This is a genomic window from Rhizobium sp. BK650, from assembly GCF_014195325.1.
GTDB lineage: Bacteria > Pseudomonadota > Alphaproteobacteria > Rhizobiales > Rhizobiaceae > Rhizobium.
The window spans coordinates 35,934-57,449 of the sequence record NZ_JACIBK010000008.1; the positions used below are offsets into that span (position 1 = coordinate 35,934).

General features: G+C 59.7%; 19 protein-coding genes and 1 riboswitch. Of the genes, 17 read left to right on the forward strand and 2 right to left on the reverse strand.

Going from position 1 to position 21,516, the window contains the following annotated elements:
• The first annotated feature begins 3 nt into the window (after positions 1-3).
• From FHX15_RS19425 to FHX15_RS19435, 3 genes are all read left to right on the forward strand, one after another.
• The gene (locus FHX15_RS19425; protein ID WP_184399995.1) at positions 4-1,824 is read left to right on the forward strand and encodes an ABC-F family ATP-binding cassette domain-containing protein; all 1,821 of its coding nucleotides are present in this window, start codon (positions 4-6) and stop codon (positions 1,822-1,824) included.
• A 103-nt stretch (positions 1,825-1,927) separates the two neighbouring features.
• Positions 1,928-2,326: a VOC family protein gene (locus FHX15_RS19430; protein WP_184399997.1), complete on the forward strand. Its 399-nt coding sequence runs from the start codon at positions 1,928-1,930 to the stop codon at positions 2,324-2,326.
• A gap of 148 nt (positions 2,327-2,474) precedes the next feature.
• Positions 2,475-3,101: a hypothetical protein gene (locus FHX15_RS19435; protein WP_184399999.1), complete on the forward strand. Its 627-nt coding sequence runs from the start codon at positions 2,475-2,477 to the stop codon at positions 3,099-3,101.
• Positions 3,102-3,168: 67 nt separating this feature from the next.
• Here the strand turns inward: FHX15_RS19435 and FHX15_RS19440 are convergent, their stop codons facing one another.
• Positions 3,169-5,010, reverse strand: coding sequence for an ABC transporter ATP-binding protein/permease (locus FHX15_RS19440; protein ID WP_184400001.1), 1,842 nt, complete (start codon positions 5,008-5,010; stop codon positions 3,169-3,171).
• Between the two features lie 148 nt (positions 5,011-5,158).
• A riboswitch (SAM riboswitch) is annotated at positions 5,159-5,236 on the forward strand.
• A 47-nt stretch (positions 5,237-5,283) separates the two neighbouring features.
• Here FHX15_RS19440 and metA point away from each other — a divergent pair.
• The 6 genes from metA to FHX15_RS19470 all read left to right on the forward strand — a co-directional run bounded on the left by metA (position 5,284) and on the right by FHX15_RS19470 (position 11,177).
• Positions 5,284-6,207 carry a homoserine O-succinyltransferase gene (gene metA, locus FHX15_RS19445; RefSeq protein WP_184400002.1) on the forward strand — a complete coding sequence of 308 codons (924 nt, stop codon included), beginning with the start codon at positions 5,284-5,286 and terminating at the stop codon, positions 6,205-6,207.
• Between the two features lie 138 nt (positions 6,208-6,345).
• Positions 6,346-7,368, forward strand: a complete 1,023-nt coding sequence (locus FHX15_RS19450) for an aldose epimerase family protein (RefSeq protein ID WP_184400004.1) — start codon at positions 6,346-6,348, stop codon at positions 7,366-7,368.
• Positions 7,369-7,485: 117 nt separating this feature from the next.
• Positions 7,486-8,259, forward strand: coding sequence for a GntR family transcriptional regulator (locus tag FHX15_RS19455; protein WP_184400005.1), 774 nt, complete (start codon positions 7,486-7,488; stop codon positions 8,257-8,259).
• Positions 8,256-9,287, forward strand: a complete 1,032-nt coding sequence (locus FHX15_RS19460) for an SIS domain-containing protein (protein WP_184400006.1) — start codon at positions 8,256-8,258, stop codon at positions 9,285-9,287. The genes FHX15_RS19455 and FHX15_RS19460 overlap by 4 nt, the downstream gene beginning before the upstream one ends.
• On the forward strand, positions 9,287-10,438 hold the full coding sequence (gene nagA / locus FHX15_RS19465) for an N-acetylglucosamine-6-phosphate deacetylase (protein ID WP_184400007.1): 1,152 nt from the start codon (positions 9,287-9,289) through the stop codon (positions 10,436-10,438). Before FHX15_RS19460 ends, nagA begins: the two co-directional genes overlap by 1 nt.
• A gap of 10 nt (positions 10,439-10,448) precedes the next feature.
• Entirely contained in the window at positions 10,449-11,177 is a 729-nt protein-coding gene (locus FHX15_RS19470; RefSeq protein WP_184400008.1) for an SIS domain-containing protein, read from the forward strand.
• Positions 11,178-11,306: 129 nt separating this feature from the next.
• Here FHX15_RS19470 and efp read toward each other — a convergent pair whose 3' ends face one another.
• A complete protein-coding gene (gene efp / locus FHX15_RS19475; RefSeq protein ID WP_184400009.1) occupies positions 11,307-11,876 on the reverse strand; it encodes an elongation factor P in 570 nt (189 codons plus the stop codon).
• A 149-nt stretch (positions 11,877-12,025) separates the two neighbouring features.
• On the opposite strand from efp, the gene epmA reads away from it, so the two are divergent.
• From epmA to FHX15_RS19515, 8 genes are all read left to right on the forward strand, one after another.
• Complete coding sequence (epmA, locus tag FHX15_RS19480) at positions 12,026-13,090, forward strand: EF-P lysine aminoacylase EpmA (RefSeq protein WP_184400010.1); 1,065 nt, start codon at positions 12,026-12,028, stop codon at positions 13,088-13,090.
• Complete coding sequence (locus FHX15_RS19485; RefSeq protein WP_184400011.1) at positions 13,087-14,139, forward strand: lysine-2,3-aminomutase-like protein; 1,053 nt, start codon at positions 13,087-13,089, stop codon at positions 14,137-14,139. The genes epmA and FHX15_RS19485 overlap by 4 nt, the downstream gene beginning before the upstream one ends.
• Positions 14,140-14,404: 265 nt before the next feature.
• Positions 14,405-14,656 (forward strand): acyl carrier protein, encoded by a 252-nt coding sequence (locus tag FHX15_RS19490; protein ID WP_184400012.1) that lies wholly within the window; start codon positions 14,405-14,407, stop codon positions 14,654-14,656.
• Positions 14,656-15,837 carry an acyl-CoA dehydrogenase family protein gene (locus FHX15_RS19495; protein ID WP_184400013.1) on the forward strand — a complete coding sequence of 394 codons (1,182 nt, stop codon included), beginning with the start codon at positions 14,656-14,658 and terminating at the stop codon, positions 15,835-15,837. The genes FHX15_RS19490 and FHX15_RS19495 overlap by 1 nt, the downstream gene beginning before the upstream one ends.
• A 4-nt stretch (positions 15,838-15,841) precedes the next feature.
• Positions 15,842-16,750, forward strand: a complete 909-nt coding sequence (locus FHX15_RS19500; RefSeq protein ID WP_184400014.1) for an amino acid--[acyl-carrier-protein] ligase — start codon at positions 15,842-15,844, stop codon at positions 16,748-16,750.
• Positions 16,741-17,721: a DUF1839 family protein gene (locus FHX15_RS19505; RefSeq protein WP_184400015.1), complete on the forward strand. Its 981-nt coding sequence runs from the start codon at positions 16,741-16,743 to the stop codon at positions 17,719-17,721. Before FHX15_RS19500 ends, FHX15_RS19505 begins: the two co-directional genes overlap by 10 nt.
• 16 nt (positions 17,722-17,737) lie before the next feature.
• Positions 17,738-20,212, forward strand: coding sequence for a glycoside hydrolase family 2 protein (locus FHX15_RS19510; RefSeq protein ID WP_184400016.1), 2,475 nt, complete (start codon positions 17,738-17,740; stop codon positions 20,210-20,212).
• Between the two features lie 46 nt (positions 20,213-20,258).
• A complete protein-coding gene (locus FHX15_RS19515; RefSeq protein WP_184400239.1) occupies positions 20,259-21,437 on the forward strand; it encodes a glycosyltransferase family 4 protein in 1,179 nt (392 codons plus the stop codon).
• The last annotated feature ends 79 nt before the right edge of the window (positions 21,438-21,516 follow it).

Below are 21,516 nucleotides of genomic sequence, written 5' to 3' on the forward strand. Positions count from 1 at the left end.
TATTTGGCGCCTCCCATCCTGAAACTCGACGATATCTTTCTGAGCTTCGGCGGCACGCCGCTTCTGGCAGGTGCCGCACTGCAGGTGGAGCCCGGCGACAAGATCTGCCTTGTCGGTCGCAACGGCTCGGGCAAATCAACGCTCCTGAAGATCGCTGCCGGGCTCGTTGACGCGCAGTCAGGTGAGGTGTTTCGCCATCCGGCGTCCACGGTGCGTTATCTGGAGCAGGCACCGGATTTTGCCGGCTTCGAGACCGTGCAGGCCTATGCGGAAGCGGGGCTTGGGCCGGGCGATGATCCCTACCGCGTCACTTACCTTTTGTCGCATCTCGGGTTGACCGGTGAGGAAAACCCGCGGAATCTTTCCGGCGGCGAGGCGCGCCGCGCTGCGCTTGCACGCGTGCTGGCGCCGGAGCCAGATATTCTGCTGCTCGACGAGCCGACCAACCATCTCGACCTGCCGACCATCGAATGGCTGGAAGGCGAACTGCAGAAGACGCGCAGTGCACTGGTACTGATTTCGCACGACCGCCGCTTCCTTGAAAAGGTTTCCACGGCGACAGTCTGGCTCGATCGCGGCATGTCGAGGCGCCTCGACAGGGGCTTTGCATTTTTCGAAGCCTGGCGGGATCAGGTGCTGGAGGCCGAAGAACTGGAACAGCATAAGCTCGGTAAGGCGATCGAGCGCGAGGAGCACTGGCTGCGGTACGGCGTGACGGCGCGCCGCAAGCGCAATATGCGCCGCCTCGGCGAGCTACAGACCATGCGTGCGCAATATCGCGGTCATAAGGGTCCGCAAGGCACTGTGCAGGCGGCGGCATCGGACGCACAGGAATCCGGCAAGCTGGTGATCGAGGCCGACAAGATCACCAAGAGCTATGATGACAGGCCGATCGTTGCGCCGTTCTCGATCCGCGTTCATCGGGGCGATTGTATTGGTCTGGTCGGTCCCAACGGCGCTGGCAAGACGACGCTTCTGAAGATGCTGACGGGACAGCTTGCGCCCGATAGCGGCACGGTGAAGCTCGGCACCAATCTGGAGATCGCCACTCTCGACCAGAAGCGTGAGGACCTGAACCTCGAGGATACCCTCGCCAACTATTTGACGGACGGGCGCGGCGAAAATCTGCTGGTCAATGGCGAGCAGCGGCATGTGACCGGCTATATGAAGGAATTCCTGTTTCAGCCGGAGCAGGCGCGCACACCGATCAAGAACCTCTCGGGCGGCGAGCGCGCACGGCTGATGCTGGCGCGCATTCTGTCGCGACCGGCAAACCTGCTCATTCTCGACGAACCGACCAACGATCTGGATATCGAGACGCTGGATCTGCTGCAGGAGATCGTTACCGGTTTTGCTGGTACCGTCATCCTTGTCAGCCATGATCGTGATTTCCTCGATCGCACTGTGACCTCGACGATCGCGCCTGCCAATCCGGAGACGCCGGATGGGCGCTGGATCGAATATGCCGGCGGCTATTCCGATATGCTGGCACAGCGTAAGGGCGCCGCCGACGAGCGCCGCAGGGCCGAGAAGGCGGCGGAAAAGCCGAAGGTGCAGGAGGCCGCTGCCGCTTCTCCCGCTTCGAAGGGCAAGCTCTCCTACAAGCAGAAATTCGCGCTTGAAAACTTGCCGAAGGAAATGGCGAAGGCCGAAGCCGAGATCGCCAAGCGCGAGGAGAAGATGGCAGATCCCAATCTTTTCACGAAGGATCCTGCGACCTTCAACCGGTTGGCCTCGGAGATGGAGAAGCTGCGCGAAAGCCTGACAAAAATGGAAGAGGAATGGCTGGAGCTTGAAATGCTGCGCGAGGAATTGGAAGGATGATCCGATAAAATTTCCAGAAGTGTCGGATCGGGCGGTTTTCATCCGTCTTTGAGCCGACCGTGATCAACGGCATGGTGCCATCACGTCATAACGGAGATTTTTCATGCGCATGATTTTCGTGAATCTGCCCGTCAAGGACCTGGTCAAGTCAAAGGAATTCTTCTCGGCGCTCGGTTTTTCCTACAATCCTGCCTTCACCAACGACGATGCCGCCTGCATGATCGTCGAGGAAAATATCTATGTTATGCTGCTGACCCATGGTCATTTCCAGCAGTTTATTGAAGGCGACATCGCCGATACATCCAAGGGCAAGGAAGTGCTGACCTGCCTTTCGGCCGGCAGCCGCGCCGAAGTGGACGATTACCTCAAGAAGGCGCTGGCAGCTGGCGGCAAACCCTGGAAGCCGATCCTCGACATGGGACCGATGTATGGCTGCAGCTTTCAGGACCTCGACGGCCATGTCTGGGAAATTATGTACATGGATATGTCCTCGGCCGGCTAACTGTATTTTTACAGGATGTTTCGCGGGCTTCCGGCGGCTGCCGGAGGCCCTCACTTTTCCTTGATTGGCCCATGCAGTGTCATGCAGCCTAGAGTGCCGCTCCGGCAGCCGGGGATCGCGCCTACCAAAGGCAAAAAGGAAGAGTCAGATGCCTCGCAAATCCTATACCGGAATAATTGTGGCGTTTGCCGCCAGCGGTTTCATCGTGCTCGACCTTTCGCAGGCGAGCGCTCAGGAAATGCAGCGAGTGCGCGTGCGTGGCACGATCGAGGGGCTCAATGGCGATACGCTGACCGTCAAAACCCGCGAAGGCAGTGATGCGGCGATTGCGCTAAAATCGGGATGGAAGGTCGGTGGCATCAAGAATGCCTCGGTCGACGACATCAAGGTTGGCGATTTTGTCGGTGTGGCCTCGTTGCCGAAAGGCACCGGGCCCGACGGCGCAATCGAAGTGCTGATCTTTCCGGCTGCGATGAGGGGCACCGGCGAAGGCAACCGGCGGTGGGATGTTCAGCCGAACAGTTCAATGACGAATGCGACCGTGAGCAATGCCGTCAAGGCGGTCGACGGTCATACGATCACGCTCACCTATCAGGGCAAGGAAAAAATCATCTCGATTGCTGACGGCACCCCGATCGTCACATTCGCGCCGGCAACGAAGGATGACTTGAAGCCCGGCGCCGGCGTGATCGTCATGGCGGAAAAGGCAGCTGACGGCAGCATCTCGGCAGCGCAGGTGACAGTCGGCGTCAATGGCGTAATGCCGCCGATGTAAGATTTTCCGGAGCTTTGATTTCACGCAATTCCGCACACAGAACCGCTGAGACTTTGCTGGAGCTTGCTCAGGCGGCCGGGGCGGCGGCCACCGCACTCGATCCCGCTGCCGCCGTTGCGGGCGATTCCTCGTCTGGCTTCGAAGGCAGGGCCAAGAGGTGCAGCGTACGCGGATGCAGCGCTTCCATGTAGGTTTCCGAACGGCCGATATAAATCATGCCGGTATCCGGCATGCTGGCGAGCAGCTTTGTCATCGTATGCTGCCACTCCGGCTCCATGCCTTCGAGCACTTCGTCGAAAACAACCCAGCGCGGTTTGACAAGAAGCAGGCGAGCAAAACCGATGGCCTTCTGCTGGTCGGCATCAAGGATCTTGTCCCAACGGGCCTTCGTATCGAGACGCGCGATCAGTGAATGCAGGCCAGCGGCTTCAAGCGCGGCTTCGACGGCTGCATTGTCATAGGTCTCGGGTTTTTCAGGGAAGGCGATCGCCTCGCGCAGCGAGCCGCCGGGAACATAGGCGACCTGCGGGATAAACAGCATATCGTCGAGCGGCGGCAGGCCCATCGTACCCATGCCAGAGGGCCAGAGACCAGCCATGGCTTCGAAGAGCAGGCGGCGGTTGACGCTGTGATCACCGTTGATCATGACCTTTTCACCCGCCTTGATCGTCACATCTGTCTCGCGCATGCGGAAGCCACCGCAATCATCGATATCCTCGCCGAGCTTGGCGATGATGACGATATCCTTCAACGTCAGAGTGTCAGGTGCGGTTTCTTCGTAGACGATGGCGTCCCTCACATCAAAGCTATCGTCCATCTCCTGAAGCGCCTGGCGGAAATCGGTGACGCGCATCAGCGTCGCACGCCATTCGGCAATCGGGCCGAAATTGGCGACATACCAGCGCAGCGCCGTATTGACCTGGTTGAAGGCGCCGACCGACATCATCAGCTGGCCAAAGGTAAGGCCGCCGGAGAAATAGGCGGGCGCTGCAACGATGATCGGAATGACGATAACCAACCAGCCGTAACCTGCCGAAACCCAGGTCAGGTTTGTGTTGGCCATGGCGAGACGCTTGATGACCGAGAGAACGTTGCTGATATCGGTATTGATACGCTTGCGCTCGTTCTCCTCACCGTGCGCCACTGTGATCGCCGGCATGTTCTCATTGGCGTGCATCAGCGCGAAGCGCAATTCGGCTTCCTGGGAAAACCTGTCCGCATTGAGTTTGACGAGCTTGCGGCCGACAACCTGGCTCAAGACTGAGGCCGACGCGGCGTAGAAGATCGCCGCCCAGACCATGTAGCCGGGAATTGAAAAGCTATGGCCGCTGATGTGGAAGATGAAGCCGCTCGAAAGCTCCCACAAAACACCGATGAAGCTGACGAGCAGGATGGTCGATTGCAACAATCCGAGGACGAGCCCCGTGGTGCTTTCGGCGAGGTTACGCGAATCTTCATGCAGACGCTGGTCGGGATTGACGCCGATGATGCCGATGGTCGAGAGTTTCAGCGCGCGCTTGCGCTTCAACCACTGATCGACGAGATCACGTGACAGACCCTCGCGCATATAGAGCGCGGTCATCTGGTTCAGCCAGGCCTGCAGTACGTTGAGCAACAGCAGCGCGCCGGCGATTATCGCGAAGACTTCGAGCTGGTGGAAGAACTCGCCAAGATCACGGCGCTCCAGGGAATCATAAAAGGGGGCGTTCCATTCGTTGAGGATCACCTGTCCATAGGCCGTCGCCAGAATGATGATAACGAGCAGCGTCGCCAGCAGCAGCACCTTGCCGCGGACCTGCGAATTCCAGAATGCGGAGAACATCACTCCAAGCCGATATGTCAGGCTGAGATCATACCCTACCCGGTCCTGACTCTGGATGCCCCTCCCCCTTTTTATGTCATTTGCCATTACAAGTTTCCAAATCCGCCCATCCTTACATTAATAACATGGGGGCGTTACTGGTCCATCAACAGATTCCACCACCTATATAGAAAGCGTGATGGCTTTTGCAGCTATCTGCATTGACAGTTGATTCGCAGCCTGACTGGCGCTATCTAGGATGCCTCGTGGTGATTTGGCCGGCCGGCTTGCAGCCACGTTAAATAAGTCGCTAAAGGGCCGCGTGCGGACCGGTAGCGATTCTTTCGCCGCCGGTTTTTTATTTTGATCGAGTTGACCGCAATGCCCATCAAGATCCCCGATACGCTGCCAGCCTTCGAAACCCTCGTGAAAGAGGGGGTGCGCGTGATGACCGAAACGGTAGCGATCCGTCAGGATATCCGCCCGTTGCAGATCGGGTTGCTCAATCTCATGCCGAACAAGATCAAGACCGAAGTGCAGATGGCGCGCCTGGTCGGCGCTTCGCCGCTGCAGGTGGAATTTTCGCTGGTTCGCGTCGGCAACCACAAAGCCAAGAATACGTCTGAAGAACATCTGCTCGCTTTCTACCAGACCTGGGAGGAAGTGAAGCACCGCAAGTTCGACGGCTTCATCATCACGGGCGCGCCGATCGAGACGCTGCCTTATGAGGATGTTACCTATTGGAAGGAAATGCAGCAGATATTCGACTGGACGCAGACGAATGTGCATTCGACCATGAATGTCTGTTGGGGTGCTATGGCAGGGATCTATCATTTCCATGGCGTGCCGAAGTATGAGCTGAAGGAAAAGGCCTTCGGCGTCTATCGCCACACCAACCTCAAATCTTCCTCCGTCTATCTGAATGGTTTCTCCGACAATTTCGAGGTCCCGGTGTCTCGTTGGACCGAGGTGCGCCGCGCCGACATCGAGAAGGTAGACGGGCTCGAAATCCTCATGGAGTCGAACGAGATGGGCGTCTGTCTCGTCCATGAACCGAAGGGCCGGCGGCTTTATATCTTCAATCATGTCGAATATGATTCCACATCGCTTTCGGACGAATATTTCCGTGACGTGAACGCCGGCGTACCGATTAAGATGCCGCACAACTACTTCCCGCATAATGACCCGACGCTTGCGCCGCAGAACCGCTGGCGCAGCCACGCGCATCTGCTTTTCGGCAACTGGATCAACGAGATCTACCAGACGACGCCTTACGACATCGAAGAGATCGGCTCGGACATCTAAGCGTCATCGGGCAGGTTTAAAAAAGCGTCGCCGCATTTCTGCGCCGGCGTTTTGTTTTCCGGTTCCGACCGGTTGCGGTTTGCAGGAAATGGGGGCAGGGTCCGGTTCCTCAATTCTAGGGATGGAGTAGCGTCAATCATGGCGGACAAGTTGGAACGGGAAGTTTTCGGACAGACAAAGGACGGGCAGAGCGTCCATCGCGTCGTCATTCGCGGCGGCGGATTGACGGTCAAGGTGCTGAGCTGGGGTGCGGTCATTCAAGATGCGCGGCTCGAAGGGCATGGTGCGCCGCTGGTGCTCGGCTTTGAGAATTTCGAGAGCTACCTCGCCCATTCGCCCTTCTTCGGTGCAACGCCGGGCCGCTGCGCCAATCGTATCGGCGACGGCAAGTTCAAGCTGGACGGCAAATCCTATCAGCTCGAACTCAACGAGAAAGGCGTCACGCATCTGCATGGCGGCAGCAACAATATCGGGACGCTCGTCTGGACGATCGTCGAGCACGAGGCCGACCGCGTGATGCTGAAGGTCGTCGATCCCGATGGCCGGGCCGGCTATCCCGGCAATTGCACGATCCAGGTGACCTATCGCGTGCATGGCAACGGCGAGCTTTCCGTCAACTACGAGACCACGACGGACCAGCCGACGATCGCCAACGTCTGCCAGCATTCCTACTTCAATCTCGACGGTCGCGAAGATGCGCTGGCGCATGACATCATGATCGCCGCTGACCACTTCCTGCCGACCGACGAGAAGCAGATCCCGACCGGTGAAGTTCGCTCCGTTGCAGGGAGCGAATTCGATTTCCGTGAGATGGCGCCGATGAAGCGTTTCGTTGGGCACGAACAGGCGCTCTACGATCATAATTTCTGCATTTCGAACGATCGCACCGCCAAGCGTTCCGTCGTGCTTGCCCGCAGCCTGCATTCCGGTGTTTCGCTGGAAGTGCGCACGACCGAGCCGGGCGTTCAGTTCTATGCCGGCTTCAAGCTCAACGTGCCGGTGCCGGGCCTTGACGGCCGCAGATACGGTCCGTTCGCCGGCTTCTGCCTGGAAACGCAAATCTGGCCCGATGCGATCAACCACCAGGGCTTCCCGAATGCCGTGCTGCGCCCCGGCGAAGTGCTGCGTCAGGAAACGGATTATATCTTCACGAAGAACTGAACTCGCCGATCCATTCAGGATCGATGAAACCCTCGCAGTGCGACTGCGAGGGTTTTTCTTTTGGCCGACACGAATCTGGCTTGTCGTCTGGTTCTAAATAGGTTCTATTATGGGTCCATGGATAGAACCAGTCTGGTAGCGGAACTGAATGCTCGTGGGCTGCGCGATGAAGCGGCAACGGGACCGCTTTACAAACGGCTGGCGCTGGCGCTGACTGGCCTCATCCAAGAAGGTCTCCTGAAGCCCGGCGCGGCGCTGCCGGGCGAGCGCGATCTTGCCGAAGCCCTGAAGCTCGGGCGCGTGACCGTGCGTACAGCTTACCGCGATCTCATGACATCGGGGGCACTGGAATCGCGCCACGGCAGCGGCACCTTCGTTTCCAGCAAAGTGGAGCGCATGGAGCAGTCGCTGTGGCGGCTTTCCTCTTTCTCGGCGGACATGCGTTCACGTGGCCGCTCCCCGGCGGCGAAGATCCTGTCGCGCACCGTCAATAACCCTTCCCCGGACGAATCCTTCCTGCTCGGCCTCGGTGTGGATGAGCCGGTGCTGCGGCTCGACCGCCTTCGCCTGGCCGACGGGCTGCCGCTCGCCATCGAACGCGCCGTCGTGCCGGTCAAGTTTTTGGGCGATGATGCCGGCGGTGAAGGCTCGCTCTACGACGCGCTCGCCCAGAGCGGCCATAAGCCGGTGCGCGCCCTGCAGCGTTTGACTGCCGTCACGCTCGATCCTTCGTCAGCGGCTATCCTGAACGTCAAAGCCGGTGCGCCGGCCCTTCTGATCGAACGCGTTTCACGCCTGGAAGACCAGCGCGTCGTTGAATATACCCGCTCGCACTATCGTGGCGATGCCTATGATTTCGTCGCCGAACTGAGAATTGGAGATGACCTATGAGTGAGAACCAGTCGCTGATGCTGCAGGAGGCGGGCCAGTCGCCCGAAGTGGTCGCCACCCTGCTCGAAAAAGAAAAGCCGGTCTTCGCCGAAATTGCCCGGCTGTTCTCGTCCGCCCGCCCAAGCGTCGTGACGACGGCGGCACGCGGTTCGTCCGATCATGCTGCGACCTTCTTCAAATACCTCTTCGAGATCACCTGCGGCGTGCCGGTCGCCTCGATTGGTCCTTCGATCGCTTCAGTTTATGGCGCGCCTTTGCATCTGAAGGGCGGCATCCACTTCACCGTTTCCCAGTCAGGCGCAAGCCCGGATATCGTCGCGCTGCAGGAAGCGGCCAAGAAAGGCGGAGCAACGACGATTGCCGTCGTCAACGTCACCGACAGCCCGCTTGCCAAGCAGGCCGATATCGTTCTCGGCCTCAATGCCGGCGCTGAAAAGAGCGTCGCGGCAACCAAGTCCTTCATCGCAGCCGCTGCTGCCCTGGCCGGTGTCACCGCGGCCATCGGTGGCAAGGCCGAGTTGCAGGCTGCGTTGGAGAAGCTTCCGGCCGCGTTGTCCGCGACGTCGGGCATCGATACGACCGCTGCGGAGGATGTGCTGTTCAGTGCCGTATCGCTTTACACTGGGGGTCGCGGCACGGCTTTCGCCATCGCTCTCGAAGCAGCGCTGAAAGCCAAGGAGACGGCCGGTCTGCATGCCGAGGCCTTCTCTCTTGCGGAACTGATGCATGGGCCGATGCGCCTTGTACAGCCGGGTTTCCCGATCGTCGGCTTCGTGCCCGAGGATGCCGCCTTCGACAACAATGTGAAGGCGCTGGATCGGCTGCAGAAGCTTGGCGCCACCACGGTGCCTCTCTCGACAAAACCGCTCGCCGGCGTCAATCTGCAGGTTCCGACGACAGGTAGCGGCCTTATCGATCCCCTCGTTTCCCTGCTCGTCTATTATCGGCTGATCGAGTCCGTCACACGCCGCAAGGGCTTCGATCCGGACAAGCCGGCCAACCTTCTCAAGGTGACGGAGACCGTCTGATGACCCGCAAGATCTTCGTCGGTGCACGTATCTTCGATGGCGAACGGTTCCATGACGAGCGGGCGTTGATCGTTAAGGACGGACGCGTCGAGGCGATCATTGGCCGGAACGATCTGCCTGAAGGCGAGGTCGTGACGCTTGATGGAGGCGTGCTGTCCGCCGGCTTCATCGATGCGCAGGTCAATGGCGGTGGCGGCCGCATGCTGAATGACGATCCGTCACCGGCCTCCATGTATATGATCGGCGATGGCCATCGCCCTTATGGCACGACGGCACTCCTGCCTACGCTGATCACCGATACGGCCGACGCAACGGCTGCGGCGATCGAAGCGGCAAAAGTCGCCGTGAAGGCCAATCGCGGTGTTGCGGGCCTGCACCTCGAAGGTCCGCATCTGGCGCCGGCGCGGAAAGGCGCACACCTCGCGGAGTTGATGCGCTCCGTCGAGGATAAGGACGTTAAGGCTTTTATCGCCGCACGTGAGGCGATCGGCACGCTGCTCATTACCATTGCGGCGGAGCAGATCACGGTTTCGCAGGTGCGCGAGCTCAGCGAAGCCGGCGTGATCGTCAGCATCGGTCATTCCGATAGCACGAGCGAGGCCGCAGAAGCCCGTTTCGATGCTGGTGCGCGGGGTGTGACGCATCTCTTCAATGCGATGAGCCAGCTGGCGCATCGCGCACCGGGCCTCGTTGGTGCGGCGATCGATCATCCAGCCGTGTGGTGCGGCATTATCGCCGATGGCCACCACGTCGATCCGAAGGCGCTGCGCACGGCACTGCGCGCCAAGCGCGGGGAAGGCAAGCTGTTTTTCGTGACCGATGCCATGTCGCTCGTCGGTTCGCAGAAGGACACGTTCACGTTGAACGGCCGCACGGTAAGGCGTGAAAGGGGTGGCTTCTGTTCGAAACTGGTGCTTTCGGACGGTACGCTGGCGGGCTCGGATGTCGATATGGCATCGACGATCCGCTACGGCGTCACCTACCTGGAACTGACACTTGCCGAAGCGCTGAGGATGGCAACGCTCTACCCGGCGCGTTTCCTGCGGCTTGCCGATCGCGGCCATCTTTCGCCGGGCGCGCGGGCCGATCTTGTACATTTCACTGACGCGATTGAAGTGAAGGCCACCTGGCTCAGCGGCGAAGCGTCGTAGGGAGCAGTAGATGACCGCTATCACGGATGCCTATTTCTCCAATCTTATCGGTCGGCTGAGCGAGCTGAAACAGGCACTTGCCGACCCGATGGCGCAGGCCGCTGCCGTGATCCTTGAGGCCGCGCGTGGCGACAAGCGTGTCTATGTCTTCGGTACCGGCCATTCGCATATGCTGGCGGAAGAGGTGCATTATCGCGCCGGCGGGCTCGCCTTCACGGTGCCTGTTCTCGTCGGTTCGGCAATGCTGCATGAGGGGGCGGTGATCAGCTCGGTCTATGAGCGTACGCAGGGCCTGGTGAGGCCGATGTTGGAGCGCTACGGCATGCAGCCGGGCGATGTCATCGTCATCGCCTCCAATTCCGGCGTGAATGCTGCGCCGATCGAAGCGGCCGATTATGCGCGCGAGATAGGTGCCAAGGTGATCGCCATCACGTCGATTGCCTATTCGACAGCAATCGCCAATGGCCGTCGGCGGCTGGCTGATGTCGCGGACGTAATACTCGACAACGGCTTGCCGCCGGGCGATGCCGTCCTTGATCTTGATGGAACGGGGCTTCGCGTTGGACCTGTGTCGACAGCTGTCGGCGTTACTGTGATCAATGCCATTTTTGCGGAAGTCGCTTCCGAACTCTCCAAATCCGGCGACGCGCCTGTCTATCTCAGCGCCAACATGCCGGGCGCTGCGGAAATCAACCAGAAGCTGGTCAAGAAATACCGGCCACGCAATCCGCACCTTTAAGGCAAAAGGGCCAGCATTTTTTGCTGGCCTTCCTCTATCTAAACGCGTTGTTTCATAATCTTCGGTACCAAATGAAAACGGCCCGAAGCGGGTGCTTCAGGCCGTTCGAATGTTTGGAAACCGATGCGATCAGTCCTTGGCGCGCTCGACGTAGGAATTGTCTTCCGTTGCGATGACGACGCGGGTACCGGCGTCAATATGGGGCGGAACCGAGGTGCGGATGCCGTTGGAGAGGATGGCCGGCTTATAGGAGGAGGATGCCGTCTGGCCCTTGACGACCGGCTCGGTTTCGACGATCTCGAGCGTGACGTGGCGCGGCAGTTCGAGAGCAAGCGGAACGCCTTCGTGGATCGACAGGATGCAGGTCATGCCTTCCTGGAGATAAGCCTTCTGGTCGCCCATGGTTTCGGCGCTGACGACCACCTGATCGTAAGTTGCCGGATTCATGAAGTGGAAACCTTCGCCGTCTTCATAGAGGTACTGGAAGTTCACGTCTTCGACGAAGGCGCGCTCGACCTGCTCGGTCGTGCGCCAGCGCTCGGAAACCTTTACGCCATCGACGATGCGGCGCATGTCGACCTGCGTGACCGGCGTGCCCTTGCCTGGGTGGAAATTTTGTGCAGTGAGAACGACATAAAGTTTGCCGTCAACCTCGAGAACGTTGCCCTTGCGGACGGAAGAGGCGATGATCTTGACCATAAGACTTCCTTGTAAGTCGGCTTTCGGCGTCGTAGAGGACTGTCGGAATGGCCCTGAAGACGCAAAATGTTTTTCTTCGGGGGCGCACTAACCTAAAATCGCGGAAATAGCCACCCCACCCCCGCCGAATACGGCAAGGAAAGCGTTGAATGAACCTCACGAGCGCCAAAGCGTCTCCCTGGTGGACACCATCAATGCATGCCGATCGCCGCCCATTCCTCATCGGACGTAATGCGATCCAGTCGGCGCTGCGTGGCTATTTCGCCCGTGAGGATTTCATCGAGGTCGATACCGCCACTTTGCAGGTCTCTCCGGGCAATGAGGCACACCTGCATGCCTTTGCCACGCAGGCGCTGACGACGGACGGGCAGGCTGCACCCTTTTACCTGCATACGTCACCGGAATTTGCCTGCAAGAAGCTGCTGGCGGCCGGCGAGCAGCGCATCGCCTGCTTTGCTCATGTCTATCGCAACCGCGAGCGTGGGCCACTGCACCATCCCGAGTTCACCATGCTTGAATGGTACCGGGCAGGCGAAAGCTATGAGAGCCTAATGATGGATTGCGTGCGTTTACTGGCGCTCGCCGCCGAGACGGTCAAGACGGCAAAACTCATCTATCGCGGCGCCGAGTGCGATCCTTACGCAGGGCCGGATCGGATGAGCGTCGCGGAGGCTTTCAATCGCCATGCCGGCATCGATCTTCTGGCGTCGGTTTCCTCCGACGGTTCGACGGACCGCGAGCATCTGGCTGCCGAAATGCGGCGGGTCGGCATGCGCGTTGCCGATGACGACCATTGGGCTGATCTCTTCAGTCGGATACTGTTGGAGAAGGTCGAACCGCACCTCGGCTTCGGCCGCGTCACCATTCTCGATGAATATCCGGTTTCTGAAGCAGCGCTCGCACGACCCTCGGCTCGCGACCCACGGGTGGCAGAGCGTTTCGAGCTCTATGCTTGCGGCGTCGAACTCGCCAATGGTTTCGGCGAACTGACCAATGTCGCCGAGCAGCGGCGCCGTTTCGAGATCGAGATGGCGGAAAAGATGCGGGTCTACGGCGAGACCTATCCGCTTGACGAGGATTTCCTGGAGGCGCTCGCCGTCATGCCGGAAGCAAGCGGCATTGCACTCGGCTTCGACAGGCTGGTGATGCTGGCAACCGGCGCATCGCGGATCGACCAGGTACTGTGGGCGCCGGTTGCGGAGTATGGCCGGTGAATGTCATGCGCCCGATCAAGAGCGTCGACGACCTCGTCAAAGCCGGGCTTGTCGAGGCAGCAGAGCATCAATCCCTTGATGACGTTGCGGCACGCTACGCCATCGCGTTGACGCCTGCTGTGGCGAGACTGATCGATCATTCCGACCCAGCCGATCCGATTGCCCGGCAATTCGTGCCCAACGCGGCGGAGCTTTTCGTGACGGCTGACGAGCGGGCCGATCCTATCGGCGACCACGCCCACAGTCCGGTCGAAGGCATCGTGCATCGCTATCCGGACCGGGTGTTGTTGAAGGCGGTGCATGTCTGCCCCGTCTATTGCCGCTTCTGTTTCCGACGCGAGATGGTCGGGCCGCAGGGGCTCGGCACGCTCGATCCCGTCGCTCTGTCCGGAGCTTTCGATTATATCCGCGAGCATGGCGAGATCTGGGAGGTCATCCTGACCGGCGGCGACCCGCTGATCCTTTCGCCTCGCCGCCTCAGTGAAATTCTCGGCGAACTCGCAACGATCGAGCATGTGAAAATCGTGCGCTTTCATACGCGCGTGCCTGTCGTCGATCCGCAGAAGATCGACGCGGATCTGATCGGGGCGCTGAAGGCGAGCGGCAAGACCATCTATGTCGCGCTTCACGCCAACCACCCGCGCGAGCTGACGACGGAAGCACGGGCCGCATGCGCCCGCCTTGTGGATTCCGGGATCGTCATGGTCAGCCAGTCGGTGCTCCTACGGGGCGTCAATGATGATCCTGATGTGCTGGCCGAACTGATGCGGGCCTTCGTCGAGACGCGCGTGAAGCCTTACTATCTGCATCATCCGGATCTTGCGCCCGGCACGAGCCATTTCCGGCTGTCTATAGAAGAAGGACAGAAGATCGTCAGCTCGCTTCGCGGCCGAATCTCCGGCCTCTGCCAGCCCACCTATATTCTCGATATTCCAGGCGGCCATGGGAAGGCGGTGATCGGCGAGGGTGCAGTCAGGGCAACCGGTGACGGGTGTTATTCGATTTCGGATTATCGCGGCAGCGAACATTCCTATCCGCCCGCCGATTAACGCAAAAGCGCGCTCTCGGCGTGCCATTTCCGCACTCGACATTGCTGGAGCCATTTACGGACGGTTTTCGCAGGTCGCTTCAAGCGATTGATGGAAATGAAGTATTAGGCGTTGAATGGGTATGATTTCTAAAATGCAAAGTATGAGCCTTAGTCATATTTAACTAAATGCATTAGCGGAATGTTCTGTTTTCCGTACTAAAAGCACTCCCCATGAAAAGGCAATGAGCGCCGCCTCAGGATCATGAAAATCTGGAGTGAATGGGATGAACAAGACTATCCGCGACCTTGTAGCCAAGTTCGGTAAGCTTCCTGTGCCAGTTGATCAGGTTGCCGATGATGCGGATCTCTATGCTGCGGGTCTGACGTCCTTCGCCTCAGTGCAGCTCATGCTTGGCATCGAAGAGGCATTCGATATCGAATTTCCGGACAATCTGCTGAACCGCAAGTCGTTCGCGAGCATCTCGGCGATCGCAAAGACGATCGATCTCATCCGGGATGGCCGAAAGGTCGCCTGATGAACATCCCGGTCAAGATCACGGAAGACAGCCTAGTCGCAAGGGCTGCCCGCGTCGCCGAAATTGCGGCAAGATATGCGGATGCCGTCGATTCCGAAGGCCGGTTCCCGCAAGAGTCCGTCGACGCCATGAAGGCCGAGCGCCTGCTCGGCATCCAGATTCCCCGCCATCTCGGCGGTGAGGCCGCTTCCACGACCGATATTGCCGAATTGTGTTCGATGCTCGGCCAAGCCTGCGCGGCAAGTGCGATGGTATTCGCGATGCACCAGATCAAGCTTTCGAGCCTCGTCGAACACGGCGTCGACAGTGAATGGCATTGCGCCTTCATGCGCCGCATCGTTGCCGAACAGCTCCTGATCGCTTCCGCCACCACCGAAGGGGGAATTGGCGGCAACCTGCGCAACAGCATCTGCGCCATCGAAATCGACGGCGATATCTGCAGGCTGCAAAAGGACGCGACCGTCATTTCCTATGGCTCGCATGCCGACGCTATTCTCATCACTTCACGCAGCCATCCGAAGGCCGCTTCCTCCGATCAGGTGCTGACGGCATTTCTGAAGGACCAGTACACGCTCGAAAAGACGCATGCCTGGAACACGCTCGGCATGCGCGGTACCTGCTCCGACGGCTTCCTGTTCAAGGGTGAAGCGCCGGCCGCGCAGATCCTGCCGAAGCCTTTCGCCGAAATCGCCGCACAGTCGATGCTTGCATCCTCGCACCTGCTCTGGAGCGGTGTCTGGTATGGCATCGCGGTCGATGCCGTTTCCCGTGCACAGGCATTCGTACGTGCTGCCGCCCGCAAATCTCCCGATGCCACACCGCCGGGCGCGCTTCGCCTCGCGGAGGTTTCCAACCTTTTGCAGATGGTGAAGTCGAATGTCGTTGCTGGTCTCAAGGCCTATGAAGGGGCCAAGGCCGATGGCGACAAACTCTCCTCGATGGGCTTTGCGGTAGCGATGAACAACGTGAAGATCGCGTCTTCGGAAACGATCTTGGAAATTGTCAATCATGCCATGCTGATCTGCGGCATCATGGGCTACAAGAACGGTACGCCTTTCAGCCTCGGACGTCACTTGCGCGATGCCCATTCCGCGCAGCTCATGATCTCGAACGACCGCATCCTCGGCAATACGTCGAGCATGCTCCTCGTCCATAAGCAGGACACTAGCCTACTGGGGTAACGTCATGGATATGCAGACATCGTTTCTGGACAGGCTCTTTGAGTCCGGCCTGCTGATCGATACCGGCGTTGACGGCCTTTATGGCCGCAGCGGCCAGTTCGAAGACGTCATTGCCGCCTTCGAACGGCTGATCGACACGTTCGGCGGCGCCGACGGCGCCGAGGCGATGCGTTTTCCGCCCGGCATGAACCGCGCGCTCTTCGAAAAGAGCGGTTATATGAAGAGCTTCCCGCAGCTTGCCGGCACGGTGCACAGCTTCTGCGGCAGCGAGCTTGATCATATGAGCCTGCTGCAGTGCATGGAAGTCGGCGATGACTGGACCAAGGACCAGAAGGCGACCGATATCGTGCTGACGCCGGCGGCCTGCTATCCGCTCTATCCGACCGTTGCCAAGCGCGGCAACCTGCCGGCCGAGGGCGGCCTTTTCGACCTCCAATCCTATTGCTTCCGCCACGAGCCTTCCAAGGATCCGGCCCGCCAGCAGCTCTTCCGCATGCGCGAATATGTCTGCATGGGTACGGAACAGCATGTGACGGACTTCCGTCAGCGCTGGATGGATCGCGGCGTCGAGATGATGAAGCAGGTTGGTCTCGACGTAACCATCGATGTTGCGAATGACCCATTCTTCGGCCGCGCAGGCAAAATGATGGTCAACAACCAGCGTGATCAGAACCTGAAGTTCGAGCTGCTGATCCCGATTACATCGGTAGCAAAGCCGACGGCCTGCATGAGCTTTAATTACCATCAGGATTCGTTCGGCGTGAAATGGGGCCTGAGCCTCGAAGACGGCAGCGTCGCCCATACCGCTTGCGTCGGCTTCGGCTTGGAACGTATCGCGCTCGCGCTCTTCCACACCCACGGCCTCGACGTGAAGGAATGGCCTGCAAACGTGCGGAAAGTGCTGTGGGGTTGAGCGGTTCCATGGCGTCGGTCTTTGCAGGTATAGATCCTGATACCTACAGACAACATGGGCTGCATTCCGGCGAACGCATGTGGCCCGAAACCAATTGTTACATCGATCTCTGGATCGAGGTTCTCTCGACCTTCGGCGTTGCGCCGGAGGCCATGCTCGGTTTCACGCTGACGCAGGATTTCGAAGGCGACCAGTTCACCTTCTTCAAGGTGCCGCTGGAAGATCTCGAAGCTCTCTACGGCATCCGCGCCACCGAACTCGCGATCTATGACCGCGTCGAGCGGCATGTCGAGGTGCAGATCGCCCGCGGGCGGCTCTGCCTTATCGAGATGGATTCCTTCTATATGCCGGATACGCGCGGTACTGCTTACCGGCAGGAACACGGTAAGACGACGGTTGCAATCAACCGTCTGGACTTTGCCGGCAAGCGCGTCGACTATTTTCACAATGCCGGCTATTTCCGCATCGAGGGCGAGGATTTCGACGGGCTGTTCCAGTCCCATCTGACGGATGAGGATGCACCGTTCCTGCCCTATGCGGAATTCGCCAAGTTCCCGGAACGCCCCGTTGGCGAAGCACATCTGCGCGAGGTTTCCCGCCGGCTCCTTGGTTTCCACTTCGGTCGTCGTCCGAATAGCAATCCGATCCGTGCCTTTGCGGAAGTCTTTCCGCTGCAGGTCGAAGCGGTAGCCGACAGGCCTTTTGGCTTCTTCCATAAATATGCTTTCAACACACTGCGGCAGATCGGGGCGAATTTCGAACTCGCGGTCGATCATCTGAGCTGGCTGTCGCCCGGCGATTTTGCCGTCGCGGCCGAAGAGGCGCGTCGCATCTCGGAAGTGGCAAAGTCTGTTCAATTCCAGCTTGCCCGCGCTGTCACCCGCCGTAAGTTCGAGCCGTTGAAAGCAGCCCTTGATCCGGCGGCCGATGCGTGGGATTCGATGATGGCGTCGCTCGTCGAGCGAGTCTGAAGCCGGAGATCTGACCATGCGGGGGCGGTTGGCAAGCATCGGGGCCGAGGAAAGTCTGCTTTCCGAAGGCTGGAACCTGGTTCTGACCGAGCCTGACGCCTGCGCGACACCGCACGATATCCATCTTTCTGCGCAGTTCATTCCGGCGCCTGTTCCGGGCACGGTTGCCGGTGCGCTTGAAAGGGCCGGACTTTTCGACCGGGAAAACCCGCAGGCCTTGAACACAAAGGACGCCTGGTATCTGACCCGCCTCTTCGATACGGAACCCGGTGAGGCAATCCTGCGCTTCCAGGGGCTGGCGACGATTTGCCATGTTTTCCTGAACGGTCAGGAAATCCTGTTTTCCGAGAGCATGTTCACCGCGCACGAGATTCCGGTGACTCTGACAGGCGGCGACGAGCTGGCGCTCTGCTTCCGGGCGCTTGGCCCACGTCTTGTCGAACCGGGACCGCGTGCCCGCTGGCGACCGCAGATGATCACGCCGCAGGGGCTGAAAAATATCCGTACGACGGTGCTCGGGCATATGCCTGGCTGGTGCCCGGAAATTCACGCAGTCGGGCCGTGGCGGCCAATCTCGCTCGTGCGGCGAGGTGTGATCTCGGTCGACAATGTCTCGGTACGCGCCGTGCTGGATGAAAACGGGGTGGGGCGGCTCAGCGTTTCCCTTCATATCGATGGCGAAGAGCCGGTTATGGCGCTTCGCTGCGCCGGCGTCGAACAGGGGTTTGAGAAGATCGGCGACCGGCATTATTCAGCGATTCTCAAATTGCCTGATATCGAGGCGTGGTGGCCGCATACCCATGGTGTGCCGCGCCTCTACGATCTGACGCTGGTTCTGGATGGCGAAGAGCAGGCCATCGGCAAAGCCGGTTTCCGGCGGATCGAGGCCGACCTCGGCTCTGATGGCAGTGATTTCGCGCTTGTCGTCAACGGCGAGCGAATTTTCTGCCGCGGGGCGGTATGGACGACGGCCGATATCGTTCGGCTGCCCGGCGAGAGGCCTGACTATGAGCCCTTCCTGCGGCTGGCCGCGGAGGCCGGTATGAACATGGTCCGTATCGGCGGGACCATGGCATACGAAACACCTGAGTTCTTTGCGCTTTGCGATGAGCTGGGACTGATGGTCTGGCAGGACTTCATGTTCGCCAATTTCGATTATCCGAAGAACGACAAGGCCTTTTTCGGCCATGTGCATGCCGAGATTGAAGAGTTCCTCCACGGGGTGCAGCTTTCGCCCTCGCTTGCCGTGCTCTGCGGCGGCAGCGAAATCCACCAGCAGGCGGCGATGTTCGGCCTGCCGGCAGATTTCTGGAGCGGGGCGATCACCGACGAGATCATCCCGGCGATCTGCCAGCGCATGCGGCCTGATGTGCCCTATGTGCCGAATTCGCCTTATGGCGGCGCCATGCCCTTTTCGCCCAATTCTGGCATCACACACTACTACGGTGTCGGCGCCTATATGCGGCCGCTCGACGATGCCCGCCGTGCCGAGGTCCGTTTTGCGGCCGAGAGCCTCGCCTTTGCGCATGTGCCGCAGCAGAGAACCTTGCAGCGACATCTCGACGTGCCAGCAGTTCACAGTCCGCTCTGGAAAGAGCGCGTGCCGCGCGACCGTGGCGCTTCGTGGGATTTCGAGGATGTCCGCGATTTCTACCTGAGGCTTCTTTACGATACCGATCCGGCCATGCTGCGCCGGGAAGACCCCGCGCGCTATCTCGATCTGTCGCGTGCTGTGACGGGGGAAGTTCTGGAGGAGACATTCGCCGAGTGGCGGCGTAAGGGATCGCCCTGCAACGGTGCGCTCGTCTGGACACTGCAGGATCTGCTGCCGGGTGCCGGCTGGGGTGTCATCGATTCCACCGGCGAACCGAAACCTGTCTGGCATGCGATGCGCCGCGCCTTTCGTCCGATACAGGCGGTCTTTACGGACGAGGGGACGAGCGGCCTCTATGTCCATATCATCAACGAAACGGACAAGATCGTCGCATTGGAGCTCGACGTGGCCTGTCTGCGCGATGGCCGTCAGCAGGTGGCGAGCGGCAGCAAGGCTTTCAATCTCGGACCGAGAAGCGTGGAGCGTATTGCATGCACCGATCTCTTCGGCGGCTTCTTCGATGCGACCTATGCCTTCCGGTTCGGAGCGCCCTCGCATGATGTGAGCGTCGCATGGCTGCGATCGACCATGGATGGCGAATTGCTGGCGCAGGCTTTCCACTTTCCTCGCGGGCGAACAAAGGCTTTCCATGATGCGACGATCGAGGCATCCCTCATTCGCGAAGGCGATGATTGGTTCATGACGCTTGCGTCCGACAGGTTGGCCCAGTCGGTACATATCGATGTCGAAGGCTACCGGGCAGAAGAGGATTGGTTCCATCTAGCCCCGGGGCCGGCCAAGCGGGTGAAGCTGATTGCCGCTCCGGGCACGGATGCCGATGCGCTGCCGGCGGGCGAAATCAGAAGCGTCGGCGGATCGCGCCGCTTTTCGCTATAGAGGCTGGGGTGCGGCGATGACGATACGAGTGCAGGCGGAAGAAGTGTTGCGAGGCGTTTATCGGAGCATGCGCGGACATCTGCTGCAGCGCCTGATCATCAAGTCACGACATGCCTTCAACCCTCGCCGGCCGGTCGAAATCGTCGGCTATCTCTCGATGGTGGCGGGTGTGGGAGAGTCGGCGCGGCTTTGCGCCGTTGCACTTTCACAGGCCGGCCGGGAGATCATGCTTGCCGATGTCAGCACACATCCTGATGAGAGCAAGCTGGTGGAATGGGCGCCAGCACTAGCCTCCGGTAGCCAGCCTGGAAGCCGGATATGGCATCTCAATCCACCAATGTTGCCGCGAGCGATTTTGAAAATGGGTCTCGGCAATTTCACGCGCGCCTTCAATATCGGCTATTGGGCTTGGGAACTCGAAGTGGTGCCGGCTGAATGGCGCAATGCCATGCACTACATGAACGCTGTCTTCGTACCCTCGGAATTCACCCGGCGGGCGATCGCGCCGCTGACCTCGGCGCCCGTCATCGTCGTGCCGCATCCGGTGACCGAGCGGCCGGTTGCTGAGGATATCCGGCAGAAATTCGGGATCGCCGACGATGCCTTCCTTGTATCCTTCATCTTCAGTGCCGGCTCCTCGATCAACCGCAAGAATCCGCGGGCGGCGATCGAGGCTTTCAGGCTATTCGGCGCTGAATGCCCTGATGCCTTCCTGCTGATGAAGGCGAGCGGCAACCCGGCAAGGGATGAGGCGCTTCGGACGCTCATGCAGTCCGTTGAGGGCGACCCAAAGATCAGGATCGTTACCGACAACCTGGCGAGCCTGGAGATCAACGGCATTATCCGTGATTCCGACGCCTATCTCTCGCTGCATCGTTCGGAAGGGTTCGGCCTAACGGTCGCGGAAGCGATCATGTATCGCACGCCAGTCGTCTCGACCGGATGGTCGGGTACGGCTGATTTCTGCGATCCCGCAAATACCTGGCTGGTCGAACCGTCGCTCATTCCCGTGGTCGACGACCATCCGGAATTTGCCGGTCTCAAGGATGCTGTCTGGGCAGATCCTTCGCCGGTAGCCGCAGCGGCGCATCTGAAGAGCATTTATTCCGATCCTGACGCTGCGAAGCAGAAGGCGGAGGGCGCGCGAGACTATCTGGTGCGCCATCTCGCCGAACACAGCTACGACAAGGCGCTCTCCCGGCTTTCTGCGATGCAGGCGAGCTAAGCTGAGGGCGCCACTCTCCTTTATTTTAACGGTTTCGATTTAGAGATGGCTTGTTCTCGGCCGCGATGCGGCTTCTAGC